Origin of the sequence: Janthinobacterium sp. CG3, assembly GCF_000344615.1 — a bacterium.
GTDB lineage: Bacteria > Pseudomonadota > Gammaproteobacteria > Burkholderiales > Burkholderiaceae_D > Janthinobacterium.
Genome location: NZ_KB467825.1, coordinates 102,532 through 123,002, shown reverse-complemented (window position 1 = coordinate 123,002; position 20,471 = coordinate 102,532). Strand labels below are relative to the sequence as shown.

The window sequence follows — 20,471 nt, the reverse complement described above, 5'->3', positions numbered from 1 at the left end:
TTCAGAGCTAGTAACAGGTTTTAAGTAGCCTGGTTAAATCCAAATTCAACGTTTCCAGAACTTTTTCACTCTCGGTGTTGATGAAAAAGTGATCTCCTTCAAACCAGTTGAAATTGCATGCCGCCGCAGTCTCTTCCGCCCATCCGAAAATTTTCTCCGGTGAGACTTCTTTATCTAGTTTTCCGGCTAGTACGGTGATAGGGATGTCAAAATTATCGAACGGTTTATACTGAAAACTCTCAAGAAGAGAAAAATCGTCTCGGATGGGCGGCAGGAACAGTCCGATCAACTCTCGATTTTGCAAAATTTCGATAGGAGTGCCGTTATAAGCTTTGAGTTTTTCGATCAACTCGTCGTCGGCAAGGTCGGAGAATTTTTCTTTGAGGTCAAGTAATTGCGGCGCGGAAGAGGCGGAAAGGAATAGCATCGTTGGCGGCGGGATGCTATTTCTGAGGCAATGCCGTGCCAGTTCGAATGCAATTAAGCCGCCTAAGCTATGGCCAAAAAAGGCGAAGGGCAGGTCGCTATTGTCCTTGATCACATAGGCTAGCACTTCAATCAACTGGGGAAACGACCTGATTGGCTTTTCGTTAAAGCGCGCGCCGCGACCGGGCAGTCTGATTGCGCAAATCTCTATCTCAGGGGAGACCATGTCCTGCCAGCGCGAGAATATGCTGGACGAGCCGCCCGCGTAGGCGAAGCAAAACAATCGGAATTTTCGCCGCGGGCCGGTTGCCCGTCCTAACCAAGAGTCTGATTTCATCGTTCTTCTTAAAATATACAATCCAAGGCCGCACCGCCCCGTCCGGACTTGGGGGCGGCGGAATAGAACGCTATTGTCTCAGGAATGCGCTATGGCCGGCACTGTTTACGTGCAAATAAATCAATATTTTCCCTGCAAGGGGCGTGCGTGCTTAAGGGCTTGGCTGGACGCGCCAAGCGTTGCGAAATCCGCGCTGGCGGGGAAGTCAGGCGGAGGAAATGTCACCGATTGTCACTTCGGGACGGGCAATTATTCCGCTTGACTTGGCATTGTGATCACGCTATCTTTTACTTAAATGGAAAACAATTTTGCTTATTCAGCATTTTTGTTGGATGATTCAATTGGTGGCTATGCGCCGTCGCGAGCGTTGGAAGGCGGCTGCTATCGACAGTTCCGTGAGACTTAAGGACCCGGATGACAATGCTAAAGAATAGAATTAAGACCTTGGCCGGCTATGGCTTGATCGTGGCGCTGGGACTGGGCGCCGGCTATGGTTTGTCTCTGCTCCCGGCCGCTCTCAAGCCGGCCTATACCGAAGGCGACTACGCGGCTTACTTCCCCGACAAAAACGTCAAGGTGGTGTTGTATGGCACCACCCGCTGCGGCTTCTGCGCCAAGGCGCGCGCCCATTTCGCGGAAAACAACATTCCCTTTACCGATCTCGATATCGACCAATCGCCGCAAGCGAAGTCCGAGTTCGCCAAGTTGGGCGGCGGCGGCGTGCCGCTTCTGCTGATCGGCAACCGGCGCATTCAGGGATTCAATCCCGGCGCGATTGGCGCGGCCCTGAAAAAGTTAAGCGACTAATATCCGTGCGCTGGTTTTGATGGCGCGGCATGAACTAGACGCGCCGCTGCGGAAGAATCCTCCGGTGAGCCGCGTTTGTGCTTACAATCGTGGCATGACCACGCCTTTCCCACTCCAATGAGCAGTACCCCGTCCGGTGCGGCGTTCAGCGCGGCCCGTCAACAAGCCGTCGTGGCCGCTTTGCTGGCGGTGCTGCCGCAGCGTTGCGTGCTGGCCGATGCCGAGGACACGCGCCCGTATGAATGCGACGGTCTGGCCGCCTACCGGCGGTTGCCGATGGTGGTCACGCTGCCCGACGACGAGGAGCAGGTGCTGGCGGTGCTGAAGGTGTGCCGCGCGCTGGGCGTGCCGATCGTGCCGCGCGGCGCCGGCACCGGCCTGTCCGGCGGCGCGCTGCCGATCGCCGACGGCGTGGTGCTGTCGACCGCGCGCCTGAACCATATCCTGCGCGTCGACGCCTACGCGCGCACGGCGGTGGTGCAGCCGGGCGTGCGCAACCTGGCCATTTCCGACGCCGCCGCGCCGCACGGCCTGTACTACGCGCCCGACCCGTCGTCGCAGATCGCCTGCACCATCGGCGGCAACGTCGCCGAGAATTCCGGCGGCGTGCATTGCCTCAAGTACGGCCTGACCGTGCACAACGTGTTGCGCGTGCGCATGGTAACGATGGACGGCGAGGTGGTGGTGCTGGGCGGCGAGTCGCTCGACGCGCCCGGCCTGGACCTGCTGGCGGTGTTTATCGGTTCCGAAGGCATGCTCGGCATCGTCACCGAGGTCACTGTCAAGCTGATCCCCAAGCCGGCGACGGCGCGCGTGATCATGGCCTCGTTCGGCGACATCGTCACCGGCGGCAACGCGGTGGCCGACGTGATCGCCGCCGGCATCATCCCGGCCGGGTTGGAGATGATGGACCAGACCAGCGCGCGCATGGTCGAGCCCTTCGTCAAGGCCGGCTACGACCTCGACGCCGCCGCCATCCTGCTGTGCGAGGCCGACGGCACGCACGAGGAGGTGGAGGAGGAGATCGCGCGCATGACGGCGGTGCTGCGCGGCGCCGGCGCCAGCGCCATCTCGGTGTCCGGCTCGGAGGCCGAGCGCTTGAAGTTCTGGTCCGGGCGCAAGAACGCCTTCCCGGCGGCCGGCCGCATTTCGCCCGATTACTATTGCATGGACGGCACCATTCCGCGCAAGCGGCTGGCGCAGGTGCTCACCGGCATCGCCCAGATGGAGGTGAAGTACGGCCTGCGCTGCGCCAACGTGTTCCACGCCGGCGACGGCAACCTGCATCCCTTGATCCTGTTCGACGCCAACCAGCCCGACGAGTTTGCGCGCGCCGAGGCCTTCGGCGCCGAGATCCTGGCGCTGTGCGTCGAGGTCGGCGGCACCATCACCGGCGAGCACGGCGTCGGCATGGAAAAGATCAATTCGATGTGCGTCCAGTTCACGGCGCAGGAAATCACCGCGTTCACGGCGCTCAAGCGCGCCTTCGACCCGGCCTACCTGCTGAATCCGGACAAGGCGATTCCGACCCTGAACCGCTGCGCCGAATTCGGCAAGATGCATGTGGCCGGCGGTCAGTTGAAGTTCGCGCATTTGCCGCGTTTTTAAGATTTGGAGCGAGTGTGCAAGAGATGATCGAACAATTCAGGGCGCGCATCCTGGCGGCGGGCGCCACCGGCACCGCGCTGCGCCTGCGCGGCGGCGGCAGCAAGGATTGGTACGGCCAGGCGCCGGCCGGCGAACTGCTCGACACGCGCGCCTACGCCGGCATTGTCGACTACGAGCCGACCGAGCTGGTGATCACGGCGCGCTGCGGCACGCCGCTGGCCGAGATCGAGGCGGCGCTGGCGCAGAAACGGCAGATGCTGGCGTTCGAGCCGCCGCATTTCGGGCCGGGCGCGACCATCGGCGGCGTCGTCGCCAGCGCGCTGTCGGGGCCGCGCCGCGCCAGCGCCGGCGCGGTGCGCGACTTCATGCTGGGCGCGGTGCTGATGGACGGCAAGGGCGAGGTGCTGACCTTCGGCGGGCAGGTGATGAAAAACGTCGCCGGTTACGACGTGTCGCGCCTGCTGGCCGGATCGCTCGGCACGCTGGGGCTGATTTTGCAGGTATCGCTGAAGGTGCTGCCGCTGCCCTTGTGCGTGGCCAGCCTGCGCTTTGAAGCCGATGAAATCGCGGCGCTGCGCATGCTCAACGAATGGGCCGGCCGGCCGCTGCCGATCTCGGCCAGTTGCTGGCACGACGGCGCGCTGAGCGTGCGCCTGTCCGGCGCCGACGCGGCGGTGGCGGCGGCGCGGCGCGAGCTGGGCGGCGAGGAGTTGGCCGACGCGGCGGCGTTCTGGGCCAGCCTGCGCGAGCAGACCCACGCCTTTTTCGCCGACGCCGGCCCGCTGTGGCGCCTGTCGCTGCCGCCGGCCGCCAGCGCCATTATTTTGAAGGGCGAGCACCTGGTCGAGTGGGGCGGCGCGCAGCGCTGGCTGAAGGCCGGCGGCGACGCCGCCACCGCCGCCGGCATCCGCGGCAGCGTGGCGGCGGCCGGTGGCCACGCCGTGCTGTTTCGCGGCGGCGACAAGGGTGTCGGCGTGTTTCATCCCTTGGCGCCGGCCGTGGCCGGCATCCACCAGCGCCTGAAGCTGGCGTTCGACCCGGCCGGGGTGTTCAATCCGGGGCGGATGTACCCCGCCGTATCCGTTCAGCCGGATCTGTTAAGTTAGCCGACCATGCAAACCAATCTCGCCGATTTTATCAAACACACCCGCGAGGGCGCCGAGGCCGAAGCGATTCTGCGCGCCTGCGTCCACTGTGGTTTTTGCACCGCGACCTGCCCGACCTACCAGTTGCTGGGCGACGAGTTGGACGGCCCGCGCGGGCGCATTTACTTGATCAAGCAGGTGCTCGAGGGCGAGCCGGTGACGGTCAAGACCCAGACCCATCTGGACCGCTGCCTGACTTGCCGCAACTGCGAAACGACCTGTCCGTCCGGGGTGCAGTACGGGCGCCTGCTCGACATCGGCCGCAAGGTTGTCGAGCAGCGCGTGCAGCGCCCGCTGGCCGAACGGGCGATGCGTTTCGTGCTCAAGCAGGGCTTGCCGCGCCGGTGGTTGTTTACGGCGGCGCTGCGGGCCGGGCAGTTGGTCAAGCCGGTGCTGTCGAAGCCGATGCAGGACAAGCTGCCGCGCCTCGCCTTCGCCGGGCGCTGGCCAACGCGCACGCACGCGCGCAAGATGCTGGTGCTGGCCGGCTGCGCCCAGCCGGCGTTGGCGCCGAACATCAACGCCGCCGCCGCGCGCGTGTTCGACGCGCTCGGGGTGCAACTGCTGGTGGCGCGCAAGGCCGGCTGCTGCGGCGCGCTGCGGCACCATTTGAACGAGCAGGAGGCGGCGCTGGACGACGTGCGCCGCAATATCGACGCCTGGTGGCCGTATGTGGCCGGCGCCGACGCGGTCGAGGCGATCGTCATGACGGCGTCCGGTTGCGGCGTGATGGTGAAGGATTACGGCCATTTGCTGGCGCACGACCAGGCCTACGCCGCCAAGGCGCAACGCATCGCCGCGCTGACGCGCGACTTGAGCGAGGTGCTGCCGCAGTTCCAGGCGGAGCTGGCCGGCAAGCTGGCCGGCGGCGGCGCCGGCAAGGCCGCGCAACGGGTGGCTTACCATCCGCCTTGCACCCTGCAGCACGGCCAGCAGATCCGCGGCAAGGTTGAAGGCCTGCTGCGCGCCGCCGGGGTCGACGTGCGGCTGTGCGGCGACAGCCATTTGTGCTGCGGCTCGGCCGGCACCTATTCGATCTTGCAGCCGGAGCTGGCGTTGCAGCTGCGCGACCGCAAGCTGGCCGCTCTGGCCGACACCGAGGCCGGGCTGATCGTTTCGGCCAACGTCGGCTGCCAGGTGCATTTGCAGTCGGGCACCGAGACGCCGGTCAAGCATTGGATCGAGTTGATCGACGACGCGCTGGCGGCGCCGGCCGTTTGAGGCGCCGCTGTTTTTGAGCTTACGCGGCGTTGCGCCCGGCCACGGCGCGCCACGCCGGCGCCGGCGCGAACCCGGCCGCCCACTTCAGCACGGCGTCGGCCGGCATCGGCCGGGCGATGCCGTGGCCCTGCGCCAGGTCGCAGCCCAACGCCATCAGACGGGTGCCGTGCGCCACCGTTTCGACGCCCTCGGCGATCACCGCCAGGTTGAACGATTTCGCCAAGCCGATGACGGCGCTCACCAGGTGCAGGTCGTCCTGGTCGGAGAGCATGTTGCGCACGAAGCTTTGGTCGATTTTCAGGATGTTGGCCGGCAGCCGCTTCAGGTAGGACATCGACGAATAGCCGGTGCCGAAGTCGTCCAGCGCGAAGGTGATGCCGAGCGCCTGGCAGGCGGTCATCACGCGGCGCACGTGTTCGATGTCGTCGAGCGCCGACGATTCGAGGATCTCCAGTTCGAGCATGCTGGCGCGCACGCCGGGGAATTCGGCCAGGATGGCGTTCAGGCGCGAGACGAAGTCGGGCTGCTGGAAGTGGCGCGCGGCGATGTTGACGCTGACCACCCAGTGGCGCCCGGCCGCGGTCCAGCGCTGCATTTGCCACAGCGCCTGGCGCAGCACCCATTCGCCGATGTCGATGATCAGGTCGGTGTGCTCGACCATCGGCAGGAATTGCACCGGCGCCAGCACGCCGCGGCGCGGGTGCTGCCAGCGCAGCAGCGCCTCCATGCCGACCACGGTGCCGGCGCGCATGTTTACCTTCGGCTGGTGGTACAGGCGGAATTCGCCGGCCAGCAGCGCCTGGCGGATCTCGGTGCGCTGGTTGTGGTGGGTGCGCACCTCCTCGTCGAGGCCGGCGTCGAAGAAGTGGTAGCGGTTGCGCCCGCTCAGCTTGGCCTGGTAGACGGCGTGGTCGGCGTGGCGCAGCAGCGTCTCGGTGCTGCTTTCGCGCCCGGCGTCGACGGCGACGCCGGCGCTCAGCGACAGCGCCAGCGGCTGGCCGTCGCATTGGTAGGGCTGGGCCAGCTCCCGCAGCAACTGGGCGACGCCGCGTTCGACCGCGTCGAGCTCGCTCTGGCCGGCCAGCAGCAGGACGAATTCGTCGCCGGCCAGGCGCGCCGCATAGTGTTGCTGGCCGGCGAAGACGTGCAGCCGCGCCGCCACCTGCTTGAGGATGTCGTCGCCGGACTCGGCGCCGAAGCGGTCGTTGACGCCTTTGAAATGGTCGAGGTCGATGAGGCACACCGCCAGCAGGTGCTGGCGCTCGCGCGCCAGGAATAGCTCCTGTTCGAAGCGCGCCGCCAGCGCGGTGCGGTTCGGCAGCCCGGTCAGCACGTCGTGGTAGTTCTGCCACGACATTTGTTGCAGCGCGCTTTGCATCTGCACCGTTTGCGCCAATTGGTCGCCCAGGCTGGTTTCGCTGGCGCGCAGCGAGTTCACCAGGGTCTGCACCTGCGCGGCCATGTTATTGAAGGTGCCGGCCAGCGCGCGCGACTCGGGCGTGCCGCCAACGTCCATGCGCGCGCTGTAGTCGCCGTGCTGGAAGCGCTCGGCGGCCAGCGCCAGTTGCCTGAGCATGTGGCGGTTGGCGGCCAGGATCAGGCCTAGCAGCAAATAAATCAGCAAGATGCTGATGGCGCTGATGCCGGCCTGCTTGAGCAGGGCGTCCCAGATGCGGTTGACCGGCAGCGTCGGCGCGAAGCGCAGCGACAGCGTGCCGCTGCCGCCCGGCTGCAGCGCGACCGGGAAGCTGGTGCGCAGTTCGCCCAGGCCGGTCAGCGCGCCGAACCAGTCCGGGTAGAGCGGGCGCGGCGCGGTCGGGTTGTGGATGTCAAGGTGCTGGCGCGGGCCGTCCCAGCCGATGCTGGCGATGTCGCCGTTCAGCGGCAGCGCGCTGGTGAGGATGGCACGGAAGGCGGCGGCGTCGCGTTCGCCGGCGATCGGCACCAGCGTGGCGGCGAGGTATTTGCCGATTTGCTGCGCCTCGGCGCGGTAGCGCGCGCTGACGCTGGCCGTTTCGGCGTCGATCAGCAGTTTGTAGCGCACCGCCGAGACGGCGACGATGAGGAAGAAGATGGGGGTGAACAGGCGGGAATAGATTCCCATCCGCATCCATGCCTCTATGATTTTCCGCAATACTGGCATCGTTGTCTGGTCCGGTTCGGCACGCTAAATCTGCCAGCATTATCACCGAAAAGGCGGGTGAAAGGCGTGCCGAACTGCAAACGATTGCAAAAAAATACGCCGCCGACTGCTGCTTTACTGCGCCAACAGTTTTTCAATGTCGGCCACCAGCTCGGCCGGGGCGGTGGTGGGCGCGTAGCGCTGGTAGACGGTGCCGTCCTTGCGTACCAGGAACTTGGTGAAGTTCCATTTGATCGCCTCGGTGCCGAGCAGGCCGGGCGCCTGTTTCTTCAGCTGGGCGAACAGCGGGTGGGTGGCGGCGCCGTTGACGTCGATCTTGGCGAACAGCGGGAAGGTGACGCCGAAGTTCTTTTCGCAAAAGCTGCCGATGTCGGCGGCGCTGCCCGGCTCCTGCGCACCGAACTGGTTGCAGGGAAAGCCCAGCACCACCGCGCCCCGGTCTCTGAACTGCTGGTAGACTTCCTCCAGCCCCTTGTACTGCGGCGTGAAGCCGCATTTGCTGGCGGTGTTGACGATCAGCAGGACTTTGCCCTTGTACTGGTTCAATGCCACCGGCGCGCCGGCCAGGCTGTCGGCGCTGAGGTCCAACATGGTGTTCGCAGTCGTCATCAGATAATTCCCAGGTGTTCCGTTCCCGCCGACAGGTCGCGGGTTTGGGCGGCTTTGCCTTGCAGCTTGATCGACAGGCGCAAATCGTTGACCGAGTCGGCGTTGCGCAAGGCGTCTTCATAACTGATCTTGTCGTCTTCGAACAGGTCGAACAGCGACTGGTCGAAAGTCTGCATGCCCAGTTCGCGCGATTTTTTCATCAGCTCCTTGATCTCGTGCACCTGGCCCTTGAAGATCAGGTCCGAGATCAAGGGTGAATTTAACAGGATTTCGATGGCCACGCAGCGGCCCTTGCTTTCCTTGAGCGGAATCAGGCGCTGCGAGATCATGCCCTTCAGGTTCAGCGACAGGTCCATCAGCAATTGCTGGCGGCGTTCCTCGGGGAAAAAATTGATGATGCGGTCGAGCGCCTGGTTGGCGCTGTTGGCGTGCAGCGTGGCCAGGCACAGGTGGCCGGTCTCGGCGAAGGCGATGGCGTGGTCCATGGTTTCGCGGTCGCGGATTTCGCCGATCTGGATGACGTCCGGCGCCTGGCGCAGCGTGTTTTTCAGCGCCGTGGCCCAGTCGTCGGTGTCGACGCCGACCTCGCGCTGGGTAACGATGCAATTCTTGTGCGGATGCACGTACTCGACCGGGTCCTCGATCGTGATGATGTGGCCGTAGCTGTTCTCGTTGCGGTAGCCGACCATCGCCGCCAGCGTGGTCGACTTGCCCGAGCCGGTGGCGCCGACCATGATGACCAGGCCGCGCTTGCTCATGACGACTTCCTGCAGCACCGCCGGCAGGCCGAGCGCTTCGAGCTTGGGGATCTCGGTGGTAATGGTGCGCAAGACCATGCCGACGCAGCTCATCTGCACGAAGGCGGACACGCGGAAGCGGCCCAGGTCGCCCGGGCTGATGGCGAAGTTGGCCTCCTTGCTCAGCTCGAACGACGCGGTTTGCTTGTCGTTCATGATCGAGCGCGCCAGGTCGGTGGTGTGGGCCGCCGTCAGTACCTGGGTCGACACCGGCGTCAGCTTGCCGTCGATCTTGATGGCGGGCGGAAAGCCGGCCGTGATGAACAAATCGGAACCGTGCTTGCTGACCATCAGGCGCAGCAAGTCGAACATGAATTTTGAAGCTTGGTCGCGTTCCATGGTGTGGTCCTTGATGATTAACCCGGGAAATTGTCCGGCGTTTTGGCCGCCGAGCGCGCGGCCGCGGCCGAGATCACGTTGCGTCGCACCAGGTCGGTCAGGGTCTGGTCCAGCGTCTGCATGCCGACGTTGCTGCCGGTCTGGATCGCCGAATACATCTGGGCGATCTTGGCTTCGCGGATCAGGTTGCGGATGGCCGGCGTGGCGATCATGATTTCATGCGCGGCGACGCGGCCGCTGCCGTCCTTGGTCTTGAGCAGCGTCTGTGAAATCACCGCCTGCAGCGACTCCGACAGCATGGCCCGGACCATTTCCTTTTCATCGGCCGGGAACACGTCGACGATGCGGTCGATGGTCTTGGCGGCCGACGAGGTGTGCAGGGTGCCGAACACCAAGTGGCCGGTTTCGGCGGCCGACAGCGCCAGGCGGATGGTTTCCAGGTCGCGCAGCTCGCCGACCAGGATCACGTCGGGGTCTTCCCGCAGCGCCGAGCGCAGCGCGTTGTTGAACGAGAGCGTGTGCGGTCCCACTTCGCGCTGGTTGATCAGGCATTTTTTCGACTCGTGCACGAACTCGATCGGGTCTTCGATCGTCAGGATGTGGCCGTACTCGGTTTCGTTGACGTGGTTCACCATCGCCGCCAGCGTGGTCGACTTGCCCGAGCCGGTCGGCCCCGTCACCAGCACCAGGCCGCGCGGCTTCAGCGCCAAGTCGGTGAAGATGCGCGGGCAATTGAGTTCTTCCAGGCTCATGATCTTGGACGGGATCGTGCGCAGCACCGCCGAGGCGCCGCGCTCCTGGTTGAAGGCGTTGACGCGGAAGCGCGCCAGGCCGGGAATGGCGAAGGAAAAGTCGCATTCGAGCATTTCCTCGTAGGCCTTGCGCTGGCCGTCGTTCATGATGTCATAAATCATGCCGTGGACGTCCTTGTGCTCCAGCGGCGGCAGATTGATGCGGCGCACGTCGCCGTGCACCCGTATCATCGGCGGCAGGCCGGCCGACAGGTGCAAGTCGGAGGCTTTGTTCTTGACGGAGAATGCGAGTAGTTCGGAAATGTCCATTTATAATCCCTGTGCCTGCAGTGAAGGGGCGCAAGGCCCGGTCCTGTTCACCGGTATTGCTTTACATTACCCCGCAAAATGATTATGTCCACAATCGAGCAGAACTTGCAAGCAGTCCATCATAGTATCGTTGCCGCCGTTCGAGAGGCGCGCCGCGCGCCGGAAGGCGTCGCCCTGTTGGCCGTCTCGAAGACCTTCGGCGCCGACGCGGTGGTCGAGGCGGTGCGCGCCGGCCAATGCGCGTTCGGCGAAAATTATCTGCAGGAAGCGATCGACAAGATCGCCGCCGTCGCCGCCGCCGTGCCGCGGGCCAAGCTGGAGTGGCATTTCATCGGCCCGATCCAGAGCAACAAGACGCGGCCGATCGCCGAGCATTTCGACTGGGTCCACACGGTCGAGCGCGAAAAAATCGCCCAGCGCCTGTCGGAGCAACGCCCGACCGGACTGGCACCGCTGAATATTTGCCTGCAAGTGAACATCAGCGGCGAGGCCAGCAAGAGCGGCGTCGCGCCCGCGCAATTGCGCGCGCTGGCGCAGCAGGTCGCCGCGTTGCCGAACCTGCGTCTGCGCGGCTTGATGGCGATACCCGAGCCGGCCGCCGAGTTCGAGCGGCAACGCGCCGCGTTCCGCCAGTTGCGCCTGCTGTACGAGCAGTTGCGCGGCGACGGGCTGGCGCTCGACACCTTGTCGATGGGCATGTCGGCCGATATGCGCGCCGCGGTCGTCGAGGGCGCCACCATCGTGCGTGTGGGCAGCGCCATCTTTGGCTCGCGAGATTACTCTTAACCATACACAGCAACGGAGACGGAACATGAACACAGGCAACACTGAATTGAAAATCGCCTTTATCGGCGGCGGCAATATGGCGGCGGCGCTGATCGCCGGCCTGGCCGGCAAGCTGACCGCGGGCGGCAACATCCACGTGGTCGACCCGAACGCCGCCTCGCTGGCCAGGCTGAGCGGCCAGTTCGGCGTCACCACCGCGCCGGCGGCGGACGCGGCGCTGGGCGCCTGCGACGTCGTCGTGCTGGCGGTCAAGCCGCAAAGCATGCGCGAAGTGGCGGCGCAGCTGCTGCCGTTTTTGGGCGGCGCCAAGCGAGCGCTGATCCTGTCGATCGCCGCCGGCATCCGCGGCGCCGACCTGTCGCGCTGGCTGGGCGGCTACGCCGCCATCGTGCGCTGCATGCCGAACACGCCGGCGCTGATCGGCCTGGGCATCACCGGCATGGTCGCCAGCGCCGGCGTCGACGCCGCGCAAAAGGACGCGGCCGACGCCATCTTGAAGGCGGTCGGCGCCACCGTGTGGCTGGACGACGAAGCCTTGATCGACCCGGTCACGGCGGTGTCGGGCAGCGGCCCGGCCTATGTGTTTTACTTCATCGAGGCGATGCAGGAAGCGGCGGCCGAGCTGGGCCTGACGGCGCAGCAGGGCACGCAGCTGGCGCTGGCGACCTTCGTTGGCGCTGCGCAACTGGCGGCCCAGTCGGACGAGCCGGTGGCCTTGCTGCGCGAGCGCGTCACGTCCAAGGGCGGCACCACCTACGCGGCGTTGACCAGCATGGAGGACAGCGGCGTCAAGGCGGCGATCAAGGCGGCGGTGAGGGCGGCCGCGCAGCGCGGCAAGGAAATGGGCGAGGAGCTGGGCGGCGTTGCCTGAGCCAGCCGTGGTTTGTTGGGGCTATCGCGTGAAGCGGCTGGCGATGCGCTGCACCAGCGGCAGCGCGCCGCGGGCGCTTTTCCACAGCGCGGCGCCGGTCATCAGCATCGGCAGGATGCGTTTCGGGCGCGTCGCCAGCAAGCCCAGCGCGGCGCCACCGAGGATCAGCGGTATTTTCAGGCGCGCGCCCAGGGTCGCGCGCAGGTGGTCGCGGTCCAGCGGCGCCAGCAGGTTTCTCGCTTCGACCGCCAAGGCTTGGCGCTGCCGATCGCATTTGCCGATCAGCGCGTCGCGCCTGGCCAACAGCCGGCCGCTCACCGGGCCTCCCCCAGGCTTTTCATGCTCGCCACGTCCTTGTGCAACTCGGCCAGCGTAAACGACAGCAGTTTCGGTTTGTGGCGGAAGCTGGCGCGCACGCCCATGCCGATGATCAGACCCAGCGCGGCGAAGCCGCCGGCGGCGCCGACGATGGCGGCGATCCGGTGCGTGTCCCAGAACAGGACGATGACGAGGAAGGCCGCCAGCACGATGGCTATGGCCAGGCACAGCATCGCCAGCAGCGCCAGCGCCAGGTAGCCGAGGAAGCGTAGCGACTCCTCTTCCATTTCCACCGCCGCCAGTTCCAGCCGCGTCTGCACAATCGCCACCAGCGTGGCCGCCATCCTGCCCAATGTGTGTCCGATTGCCATGGAATACCTTTGTTTAGGCCGAGAGGCGCTGGCCGGTGTTAGCGGCGCGCAACCAGCAAACCGAACAAGATACCGACCGCCGCGCCCACACCAACCGATTTCCACGGATTGTCGTTGACATAGGTGTCGGTGGCCTGGGCCGCCAGCTTGGCCTTGGCCATCATGCTCGCCTCCAGCTTCATCAGGTCGGTCTTCGCCGTTTGCAGTGTGTGCTCGAAGCGTTCCTTGACGGCGTTGATTTCTTCGCCACTGCGCGTCCCCGTTTTGCCGAGCCAGTCCTCGGCGTCATGGATGACGTTTTTCATGTCGCTCATGAGCTTTTCACGGGCGTCGCCGGCGCCGGCGTGCGCGTTCAGGTCGGCGCCGCTGTCGCCGCCATTGCTGGTTTGGGTTGAATTCATGGATTACCTCATCGAAGAAAAAGGACAGGGAAAGATCAGTGTAGGGACCGGAAAAACCGGCGCTTTGCGCCATCTCAATCGCGCGGACCGGGTGCCGCGCGCCGTCTGAAATTGTACAGCGAGGCCCGGTTCGCCGCGCTGCCGGAAAATGCGCGGATTGTTGCAATTTCCGTCCGAGGCGACGTGAACGAGCGCGTCGGCGATTTTTTCTTCGCTGCGCCCTGCTTATCTTAAAATATTATATTTATATTACTTTTTCGAATTATAAATATTTATTCAATGCTAAAATTTTAGGTCTGCACCTGGTTTTTTTATCGTCTTCGTTCAAGCAAAGGGAACAATCGTGATCTCTGTTAAAAAAGCAATGCTTGTGTTTTTCGTCGCCCTCGGTTTCGCCGGCGGTATCGCACAGGCCCGTGACTTCGAATACTGCGAGCAACTGATGGGCGATTGCATCGAGGGCAATAGCGCCGCCTGTCTGCACTGGACGCGGGTTTGCCAAACGATCTAGCCCGCGGCAAAACCAATTATTCGAATATTGAATGCTTAATCAAGAATGCACTCTGCCGCACCACCGAGGTTTTTCGTCGATTCATTCACTTCCAAGGAATACCAATGATCTCTGTCAAAAAAGCTGTGTTCGTGTTTTTCGTCTCTGTCGGTTTCGCCGCCGCCTTTAGCGGCAGCGCGACGGCCCGGCCTAGCGATACCTATTGCGGCGACCTGTTAAGCGAGTGCGCGGACGGCGTTCCCGGCGCCTGCGATCGTTGGGAGCGGATTTGCGCGCTTTGGGGTTAAGCCGTCGTTGCGGCGGGCGCCAGCTGCGCCGGCAAAAAACGCCCCGAGGGGCGTTTTTTTACGTCCGCGCTAGGGGCGGAACGCGTAGTCGAGCGCGACTCCGGCGAACACGGCCGCGCCGAGCCAGTTGTTGTGGCGGAAGGCGGCGAAGCAGGGCATCCGTTCGCGCCCGCGGATCAGGGTGTAGTGGTAGAGCGCGCAGCCGGCCGCCAGCGCCAGGCCGGCGAGGTACCAGCCGCGCAGGCCGAGCTGCCAGCCGCAGGCCAGCCAAATCAGCCCGGCGGCCAGGTAGCAGGCCATGACGGCGGCGACGTCGTAGCGGCCGAAGGTGATGGCCGAGGTTTTGATGCCGATTTTTAAGTCGTCGTCGCGGTCGACCATCGCGTACTCGGTGTCGTAGGCGACGGCCCAGAACACATTGCCCAGCAATAACAACCAGGCCACGGACGGCACCGCGTTTTGCACGGCGGCGAAGGCCATCGGGATGCCGAAGCCGAAGGCGATGCCGAGGTAGGCTTGCGGAAGCGCAAAGAAGCGCTTGAAATACGGATAGGTAGCGGCGATGACGACGGCGGCCACCGACAATTGCTTGGTCAGCGCGTTGAGCGGCAGGATCAGCGCGAACGCCAGCAGGGCCAGCACGGCGGCCACGGCCAGCGCCTCCTTGCCGCTGATGCGCCCGCTGGTGAGGGGGCGTTCGGCGGTGCGCTTGACGTGCCTGTCGATATCCTGGTCGGCATAGTCGTTGACGGCGCAGCCGGCCGAGCGCATCAGGAAGGTGCCCAGCGTGAAAATCAGCAGCAGGCGCCAGTCCGGCGCGCCGGCGGCGGCCAGCCACAGCGCGCACAGCGTCGGCCACAGCAGCAACACCGTGCCGATGGGTTTGTCGAGCCGGATCAGGCGGAAATACAGCGCCAGTTTATTCTTCATGTGGTCGGTCAATTCGAGGCAAGGCGGCATTATCGCAAATCGCTTGCGTTATTTGGCGGCGCCGTTCAGGTGCGTCACGCCCGGCAGGTGGCAGGCGGCGACGGCGTCGCACAGCGCGTCGATGGCGGCTTTGCGGGTGAAGCTTTTGCGCCAGACGATGACCACGCGGCGCGACGGCGCCGGGCTGTCGAACGGGCGGAATTGCAGCAGGCCGTCGCGCGTGTCCATGTCCGGCACCGAGGCGCGCGGCAGCACGGTCAAGCCAATGCCGCTGGCGACCATGTGGCGGATGGTTTCCAGCGAAGAGCCTTCGAAGGTGCGCTGCATGCCGTTGCCGGGCGTGGAGAAGCGCGCCATTTCCGGGCACACTTCCAGCACCTGGTCGCGGAAGCAGTGGCCATTGCCCAGCAGTAGCATGTTTTCCGCCTTCAGGTCCTCGGCCGGAATGCTGTGGCGGGCGGCCCAGTCATGGCTTTTCGGCATCGCCACGACAAAGGGCTCGTCGTACATCGGCAGTATCGACATGCCGTGTTCGGGCAGCGGCAGGGCCATGACGGCCACGTCCAGCTCGCCCTGGCGCAGCAGTTCCAACAGGCGCACGGTGAAGTTTTCCTGCAGGATCAGGGGCATTTGCGGCACCTTGGCGATCATCGCCGTCACCAGCGGCGGCAGCAGCGACGGCCCGATCGTGTAAATCACGCCCAGGCGCAGCGGTCCGGCCAGCGGGTCCTTGTTTTGTTTCGCCAGTTCCTTGATGGCGGCGGTCTGCTCCAGCACCCGTTCGGCCTGGGCGATGATTTGCGCGCCCAGCGGCGTGACCGAGATTTCGGCGCCGCCGCGCTCGAACAACACCACGCCGAGTTCGTCTTCGAGTTTCTTGATGGCGACCGACAGCGTCGGCTGCGCAACGAAACAGGCTTCGGCGGCGTGGCCAAAGTGTTTCGCGCGCGCGACAGCAACAATGTATTTGAGTTCGGTTAGTGTCATAAAGTTATTGAAGCACAGGCTGAGCCGTAGCGCAACGATTGAAAGCAAGCTTTCAGCGGCGCCGAAAACGCCAAAATGCGGCGAAGAAAGGGTATTGTAGCGGAATAGGACGCCGGCCGGACCGAGGGGCGGCGGCGGCCGGCATCCCCACTGCCCCCTCGCGGAAAGGCGCGCATGTCATCCACGTTTGGCCCCGAAGAGGCGCTGGCCTACATCCACAAGCTGCTCAAGGTGATGCACCACATGGGCGGCTCGGACTTGTTCATTTCCGCCGATTTCCCGCCCAGTATCAAGTCGCAGGGCGCGATGAAGCCGCTGAGCCAGCAGCGCCTGAGCGGCGAGGTGACGCGGGCGCTGGCGCTGGCCATCATGAACGACAAGCAAAAGCGCGAGTTCGAGCAGGAAATGGAGTGCAATTTCGCCATTTCGCTGCCCGAGGTCTGCCGTTTCCGCGTCAATGTCTACGTACAGCAACAAAACGTCGCGATGGTGGTGCGCACCATCGCCTCGGAAATACCGAATTTCGAGAAGCTCGAGCTGCCCGAGGTGCTCAAGGACGTCATCATGACCAAGCGCGGCCTGGTGCTGGTCGTCGGCGGCACCGGCTCGGGCAAGTCGACCACGCTGGCGGCGATGATCGACTACCGCAACGCCAATTCGGCCGGCCACATCATCACCGTCGAGGACCCGGTCGAGTACGTGCACAAGAACAAGCGTTGCCTGGTCACCCACCGCGAGGTCGGCGTCGACACGCTGTCGTGGCACAACGCGCTGAAAAACACGCTGCGCCAGGCGCCGGACGTGATCCTGATCGGCGAAATCCGCGACACCGAGACGATGGAGCACGCCATCGCCTTCGCCGAGACCGGCCACCTGTGCCTGGGCACCTTGCACGCGAACAACTCCAACCAGACCATGGACCGCATCATCAACTTCTTCCCCGAGGAGCGCCGCGGGCAGTTGCTGATGGACCTGTCGTCGAACCTGCGCGCCATCGTCTCGCAGCGCCTGGTGCGCACCGAGGACGGCCAGGGCCGCAAGGCGGCCATCGAGATTTTGCTGAACACGCCGACGATCGCCGAGATGGTATTGAAGGGCAATTTCCAGGCGATCAAGGAAATTATGCATAAATCGCGCGAACTGGGCATGTGCACCTTCGACCAGGCGCTGTATGAACTCTATAATAAGGGCTATATCGGCTACGACGAGGCGATCCGCAACGCCGACTCGGCCAACGGCCTGCGCCTGCAGATCAAGCTGCGCGGCGACCGCAAGGAGCCGGGCGGCGCGGCGGCAGGCGCGGCCGACCAGTTCAGCATGCAGATCGACGCCGAGGACGAGAAGGAAGAACCGGGCCATTAACAAAGCGCCGGCCCCACCCACCCCAACCTAGATGAGCCATGCCCGAATTCGAAACCAAGATTTGCAGCCGTAACGATTTGCGGGAGCGCGTCGCCGCGCTGCCCAAGCCGGTCGTCGTCACCAACGGCGTGTTTGACATTTTGCACCGCGGCCACGTGACCTACCTGGCGCAGGCGCGCGCGCTGGGCGCCTCGCTGGTGGTGGCGATCAACACCGACGCCTCGGTCAAGCGCCTGGGCAAGGGCGACGACCGGCCGCTGAACGGCTGCGAGGACCGCATGGCGGTGCTGGCGGCGCTCGAATCGGTCAGCCTGGTGGTGCCGTTTTCCGAGGACAGCGCGCTCGAAGTGGTGCAGGAAACCCGGCCGCAGATCTACGTCAAGGGCGGCGACTACGACATGGCGGCGATCCCCGAAGGGCGGGCGGTGCTGGCCTACGGCGGCCAGGCGGTGGCGATCGACTTCGCGCACGACCGCTCCACCAGCAAGCTGCTTAGCAAGGTGCGCGGCGGCTAGATGCGCCGACAGCTTGTGTAGCTCGGGTTAGCCCAAGGGGCGCAACCCGACTGGCGTCGACGGCGGCCCTGACGTCGGATGACGCTTCGCTGATCCGACCTACCAGGCGCCAATTGGCTCGGCCCCGGCGCTTCGCCGCAAACGCCGCCTTACGCGCCGCCGGCGTAGCCGTTCTGCCGCCACGCCTCGAACACCACCACCGCCACCGTGTTCGACAGGTTCAGGCTGCGGTTGTCCGGGCGCATCGGCAGGCGGATGCGCTGGCCGGGCGGGAACGATGCGCGCAGCGCCGGGTCCAGCCCCTTGGTCTCGGAGCCGAACACGAACACGTCGCCCGGCTGGAACGCGGCCTGGCCGAACGGCGACGAGCCGTGCGTGGTCATGGCGAACATGCGCGCCGGGTCCGGCGACGTGGCGGCGATGAAGGCGTCCCAGTTGGCGTGCACCTTCATGGTGGCGTAGTCGTGGTAGTCGAGGCCGGCGCGCTTCATCTTGGCGTCGTCGAGCGGGAAGCCGAGCGGTTCGATCAGATGCAACTGGGCGCCGGTGTTGGCGCACAGGCGGATGACGTTGCCGGTGTTGGGCGGGATTTCGGGTTCTACCAAGACGACGTGAAACAATTCATTCTCCTTATTAAGTAAACACTAGTGCGGCGGCGTGCGCGCGAAGACCAGGTTGGTCACGCGCGCGGCGCCGTGGCGTTTCAACGTGGCGGCCAGCTCCCCCAGCGTGCGGCCGCTGGTGATGACGTCGTCGACGACGCCGACGTGGCGCCCGCGCAGCAGCGCGGCGGCGTGCGGCGCCAGCGCGAACGCCTGTTGCATATTGAGGCCGCGCTCGTGCGGCGCGACCCGGCTCTGGGCCCGCGTGTCATGGACCCTGGCCGCCAGCGCCGGGTGCAGCGCGACGCCGAGCGCGCGCGCCAGCGGCCGGGCGATTTCCAGCGCCTGGTTGAAGCCTCGCTCGGCCAGCCGGCGCGGCCCCAGCGGTACCGGGCAGAGCAGGGCGGGCAGCGCGACGTCGCCGCGTTCGAGCACGGCGTCGCGCAGCAGTCGCGCAAACAGCGGCGCCAGCGCCAGGCGGCCGCCGAATTTCAGCTGCAGCAGCAACTGGTCGACCGGCGCGGCGTAGTCGGCCGCCACCACGGTGGCGTCGAAGGCCGGCGGGCGCGCCAGGCAGCGCCCGCACGGGCCGCCGTCGGCGCCGCCGTCGTGCGGCAGCGGATTGGCGCATTGCCGGCAGCGCGGCCGGCGCCGGCCCAGGTACTGCGCCTGGCAGGGCGCGCACAGCGCGCCGTCGCAGCGCCCGCCGCACAGCGCGCAGGCGGCCGGCAGCAGCGCGCGCAGCAGGGCCGGCCCCAGCGCGCGCCATTCGAACGGCGCACGGTCTCGCATCGCTTGGCCTCGTTCCATGTACACTGCCGGCATTATCTCACCTTCATCCGATTCAACTATGACCCCGCCCAAAATGAGCGCGCCGATCGACACGGTGCGCGTGCGTGAACTGTTTTCGCGGCCGGCGCGCGTGCAGCCGTCCGATTTCCTGCGCCGCGAGATCGCCGCGCGCATGCACGAGCGCCTGACGCTGGTGAAGATCGCGCCGCAGCGCGTACTCGACGCCGGCTGCGGGCCGGGCCTGGACCTGGCGCTGCTGCAAAAGGACTTCCCGGCGGCGCAGATCCTCGGCCTGGACGCCGCCGCGGCGATGGTCGGCGCGGCCAAGGCGCCGGCCACCAAGCTGGCGGCGCTGAACCAGTTCCTCAGCAAGATGCTGCCGGCCAAGGCCGGCATCGACCTGCTGTGCGGCGACTTCTCCCAGCTGCCGCTGGGGCCGGCCACGCTCGACCTGGTCTGGTCCAACCTGGCGCTGCACTGGCATCCGCTGCCCGACCGCGTCTTCGCCGAATGGCGCCGCGCGCTGCGCAACGACGGCTTGCTGATGTTCTCCTGCTTCGGCCCGGACACCTTCAAGGAGCTGCGCGCGGCGTTCGCCGCGGCGGGCCTGGCGGCGCCGGCGCTGCCCTTCGTCGACATGCACGACTTCGGCGACATGTTGGTCGAGGTCGGTTTTTCGACGCCGGTGCTGGACATGGAAACCATCACCGTCACCTACCCGAACGCCGCCGCCTTGCTGGCCGACGTGCGCGCCTGGGGCGGCAATCCGCTGGAGACGCGCCGCCGCGGCCTGATGGGCAGGGCGGCCTGGGACCGCATGCTGGCGGCGCTGCGGGCGCTGCGCCGGCCGGACGGCACGCTGGGGCTGAGTTTCGAGATTATTTACGGCCACGCGTTCCGGCCGGCGCCGCGCACGACCCAGGCCGGCGAGGCAATTATCCGCTTCGATTTGCCGCGCAAACCGAAATAAACCGGACTGGGCCGATGCGGCGGCTCTACTATCGTTGCAAAGGGGTGTGAAAGGGGCGAATGCGGTCCCGCAGAGTGGATTATCCCTTGATGAAGTGTGGAATTCTTGATTATAATCGTTGACTAATTTTGTCAGCACTGGACGCGGCCCGAAAGCTCGGGCGGCCGGGGCGACAAACGGGCAAGGGTAAGCCAGCGTTCATGGGTGATATAGGTTCACCGGTGGCGATGTCAAGGTTCCAGCCGGACTTTTCGTGCGATGTGTTTTTGTCGCGC

General features: G+C 65.3%; 23 protein-coding genes. 11 read left to right on the top strand and 12 right to left on the bottom strand.

Annotated features, from left to right (window positions below; all coding sequences use genetic code 11):
• Positions 1–7 precede the first annotated feature (7 nt).
• Complete coding sequence (locus JANGC3_RS0125215; RefSeq protein WP_157407006.1) at positions 8–763, bottom strand: thioesterase II family protein; 756 nt, start codon at positions 761–763, stop codon at positions 8–10.
• A gap of 444 nt (positions 764–1,207) precedes the next feature.
• On the opposite strand from JANGC3_RS0125215, the gene JANGC3_RS0125210 reads away from it, so the two are divergent.
• The 4 genes from JANGC3_RS0125210 (at position 1,208) to glcF (ending at position 5,544) form a co-directional block, all read left to right on the top strand.
• Positions 1,208–1,570, top strand: coding sequence for a glutaredoxin family protein (locus tag JANGC3_RS0125210; protein WP_017879275.1), 363 nt, complete (start codon positions 1,208–1,210; stop codon positions 1,568–1,570).
• Positions 1,571–1,687: 117 nt separating this feature from the next.
• Positions 1,688–3,178 carry an FAD-linked oxidase C-terminal domain-containing protein gene (locus tag JANGC3_RS0125205; RefSeq protein WP_017879274.1) on the top strand — a complete coding sequence of 497 codons (1,491 nt, stop codon included), beginning with the start codon at positions 1,688–1,690 and terminating at the stop codon, positions 3,176–3,178.
• Positions 3,179–3,201: 23 nt separating this feature from the next.
• Positions 3,202–4,284: a glycolate oxidase subunit GlcE gene (gene glcE, locus JANGC3_RS0125200; RefSeq protein ID WP_017879273.1), complete on the top strand. Its 1,083-nt coding sequence runs from the start codon at positions 3,202–3,204 to the stop codon at positions 4,282–4,284.
• A gap of 6 nt (positions 4,285–4,290) precedes the next feature.
• Positions 4,291–5,544 (top strand): glycolate oxidase subunit GlcF, encoded by a 1,254-nt coding sequence (gene glcF, locus JANGC3_RS0125195; protein ID WP_017879272.1) that lies wholly within the window; start codon positions 4,291–4,293, stop codon positions 5,542–5,544.
• A 19-nt stretch (positions 5,545–5,563) separates the two neighbouring features.
• Here glcF and JANGC3_RS0125190 read toward each other — a convergent pair whose 3' ends face one another.
• From JANGC3_RS0125190 to JANGC3_RS0125175, 4 genes are all read right to left on the bottom strand, one after another.
• A complete protein-coding gene (locus tag JANGC3_RS0125190) occupies positions 5,564–7,648 on the bottom strand; it encodes a putative bifunctional diguanylate cyclase/phosphodiesterase (protein ID WP_017879271.1) in 2,085 nt (694 codons plus the stop codon).
• 153 nt (positions 7,649–7,801) lie between these two features.
• A complete protein-coding gene (locus tag JANGC3_RS0125185; RefSeq protein ID WP_017879270.1) occupies positions 7,802–8,296 on the bottom strand; it encodes a glutathione peroxidase in 495 nt (164 codons plus the stop codon).
• Positions 8,296–9,432: a PilT/PilU family type 4a pilus ATPase gene (locus tag JANGC3_RS0125180; RefSeq protein ID WP_017879269.1), complete on the bottom strand. Its 1,137-nt coding sequence runs from the start codon at positions 9,430–9,432 to the stop codon at positions 8,296–8,298. The genes JANGC3_RS0125185 and JANGC3_RS0125180 overlap by 1 nt, the downstream gene beginning before the upstream one ends.
• Positions 9,433–9,449: 17 nt before the next feature.
• Complete coding sequence (locus tag JANGC3_RS0125175; RefSeq protein WP_017879268.1) at positions 9,450–10,493, bottom strand: type IV pilus twitching motility protein PilT; 1,044 nt, start codon at positions 10,491–10,493, stop codon at positions 9,450–9,452.
• 84 nt (positions 10,494–10,577) lie between these two features.
• Between JANGC3_RS0125175 and JANGC3_RS0125170 the strand changes: the two genes are divergently transcribed.
• Together JANGC3_RS0125170 and proC are read left to right on the top strand one after the other, a co-directional pair.
• Complete coding sequence (locus tag JANGC3_RS0125170; RefSeq protein ID WP_026133501.1) at positions 10,578–11,279, top strand: YggS family pyridoxal phosphate-dependent enzyme; 702 nt, start codon at positions 10,578–10,580, stop codon at positions 11,277–11,279.
• A 25-nt stretch (positions 11,280–11,304) separates the two neighbouring features.
• A complete protein-coding gene (gene proC / locus JANGC3_RS0125165) occupies positions 11,305–12,150 on the top strand; it encodes a pyrroline-5-carboxylate reductase (protein WP_017879266.1) in 846 nt (281 codons plus the stop codon).
• A 21-nt stretch (positions 12,151–12,171) separates the two neighbouring features.
• On the opposite strand, the gene JANGC3_RS0125160 is transcribed toward proC, so the two are convergent.
• From JANGC3_RS0125160 to JANGC3_RS0125150, 3 genes are read right to left on the bottom strand one after another with little or no spacing between them, the layout of a single operon-like run.
• On the bottom strand, positions 12,172–12,468 hold the full coding sequence (locus JANGC3_RS0125160; RefSeq protein ID WP_017879265.1) for a YqjK family protein: 297 nt from the start codon (positions 12,466–12,468) through the stop codon (positions 12,172–12,174).
• Positions 12,465–12,839 (bottom strand): phage holin family protein, encoded by a 375-nt coding sequence (locus tag JANGC3_RS0125155; RefSeq protein WP_026133500.1) that lies wholly within the window; start codon positions 12,837–12,839, stop codon positions 12,465–12,467. The genes JANGC3_RS0125160 and JANGC3_RS0125155 overlap by 4 nt, the downstream gene beginning before the upstream one ends.
• Before the next feature lie 38 nt (positions 12,840–12,877).
• Positions 12,878–13,240: a DUF883 family protein gene (locus JANGC3_RS0125150; RefSeq protein WP_017879263.1), complete on the bottom strand. Its 363-nt coding sequence runs from the start codon at positions 13,238–13,240 to the stop codon at positions 12,878–12,880.
• Between the two features lie 343 nt (positions 13,241–13,583).
• Between JANGC3_RS0125150 and JANGC3_RS33015 the strand changes: the two genes are divergently transcribed.
• Positions 13,584–13,751: a hypothetical protein gene (locus JANGC3_RS33015; RefSeq protein WP_157407004.1), complete on the top strand. Its 168-nt coding sequence runs from the start codon at positions 13,584–13,586 to the stop codon at positions 13,749–13,751.
• A complete protein-coding gene (locus JANGC3_RS33390; RefSeq protein ID WP_198292103.1) occupies positions 13,736–14,038 on the top strand; it encodes a hypothetical protein in 303 nt (100 codons plus the stop codon). The genes JANGC3_RS33015 and JANGC3_RS33390 overlap by 16 nt, the downstream gene beginning before the upstream one ends.
• 69 nt (positions 14,039–14,107) lie before the next feature.
• Here JANGC3_RS33390 and ubiA read toward each other — a convergent pair whose 3' ends face one another.
• Positions 14,108–14,968 carry a 4-hydroxybenzoate octaprenyltransferase gene (gene ubiA, locus JANGC3_RS0125135; RefSeq protein WP_035789096.1) on the bottom strand — a complete coding sequence of 287 codons (861 nt, stop codon included), beginning with the start codon at positions 14,966–14,968 and terminating at the stop codon, positions 14,108–14,110.
• A gap of 48 nt (positions 14,969–15,016) precedes the next feature.
• On the bottom strand, positions 15,017–15,955 hold the full coding sequence (locus tag JANGC3_RS0125130; RefSeq protein WP_017879259.1) for a hydrogen peroxide-inducible genes activator: 939 nt from the start codon (positions 15,953–15,955) through the stop codon (positions 15,017–15,019).
• A gap of 174 nt (positions 15,956–16,129) precedes the next feature.
• Between JANGC3_RS0125130 and JANGC3_RS0125125 the strand changes: the two genes are divergently transcribed.
• Positions 16,130–17,317, top strand: a complete 1,188-nt coding sequence (locus tag JANGC3_RS0125125; protein ID WP_017879258.1) for a PilT/PilU family type 4a pilus ATPase — start codon at positions 16,130–16,132, stop codon at positions 17,315–17,317.
• A gap of 38 nt (positions 17,318–17,355) precedes the next feature.
• Entirely contained in the window at positions 17,356–17,832 is a 477-nt protein-coding gene (locus JANGC3_RS0125120) for an adenylyltransferase/cytidyltransferase family protein (protein ID WP_017879257.1), read from the top strand.
• Positions 17,833–17,981: 149 nt separating this feature from the next.
• Here the strand turns inward: JANGC3_RS0125120 and trmL are convergent, their stop codons facing one another.
• Both trmL and JANGC3_RS0125110 read right to left on the bottom strand, forming a co-directional pair.
• Positions 17,982–18,452, bottom strand: coding sequence for a tRNA (uridine(34)/cytosine(34)/5-carboxymethylaminomethyluridine(34)-2'-O)-methyltransferase TrmL (gene trmL, locus JANGC3_RS0125115; protein WP_026133499.1), 471 nt, complete (start codon positions 18,450–18,452; stop codon positions 17,982–17,984).
• Positions 18,453–18,476: 24 nt separating this feature from the next.
• A complete protein-coding gene (locus tag JANGC3_RS0125110; protein WP_017879255.1) occupies positions 18,477–19,226 on the bottom strand; it encodes a ComF family protein in 750 nt (249 codons plus the stop codon).
• 58 nt (positions 19,227–19,284) lie between these two features.
• On the opposite strand from JANGC3_RS0125110, the gene JANGC3_RS0125105 reads away from it, so the two are divergent.
• Complete coding sequence (locus tag JANGC3_RS0125105; protein ID WP_017879254.1) at positions 19,285–20,196, top strand: methyltransferase domain-containing protein; 912 nt, start codon at positions 19,285–19,287, stop codon at positions 20,194–20,196.
• Positions 20,197–20,471: the final 275 nt, after the last annotated feature.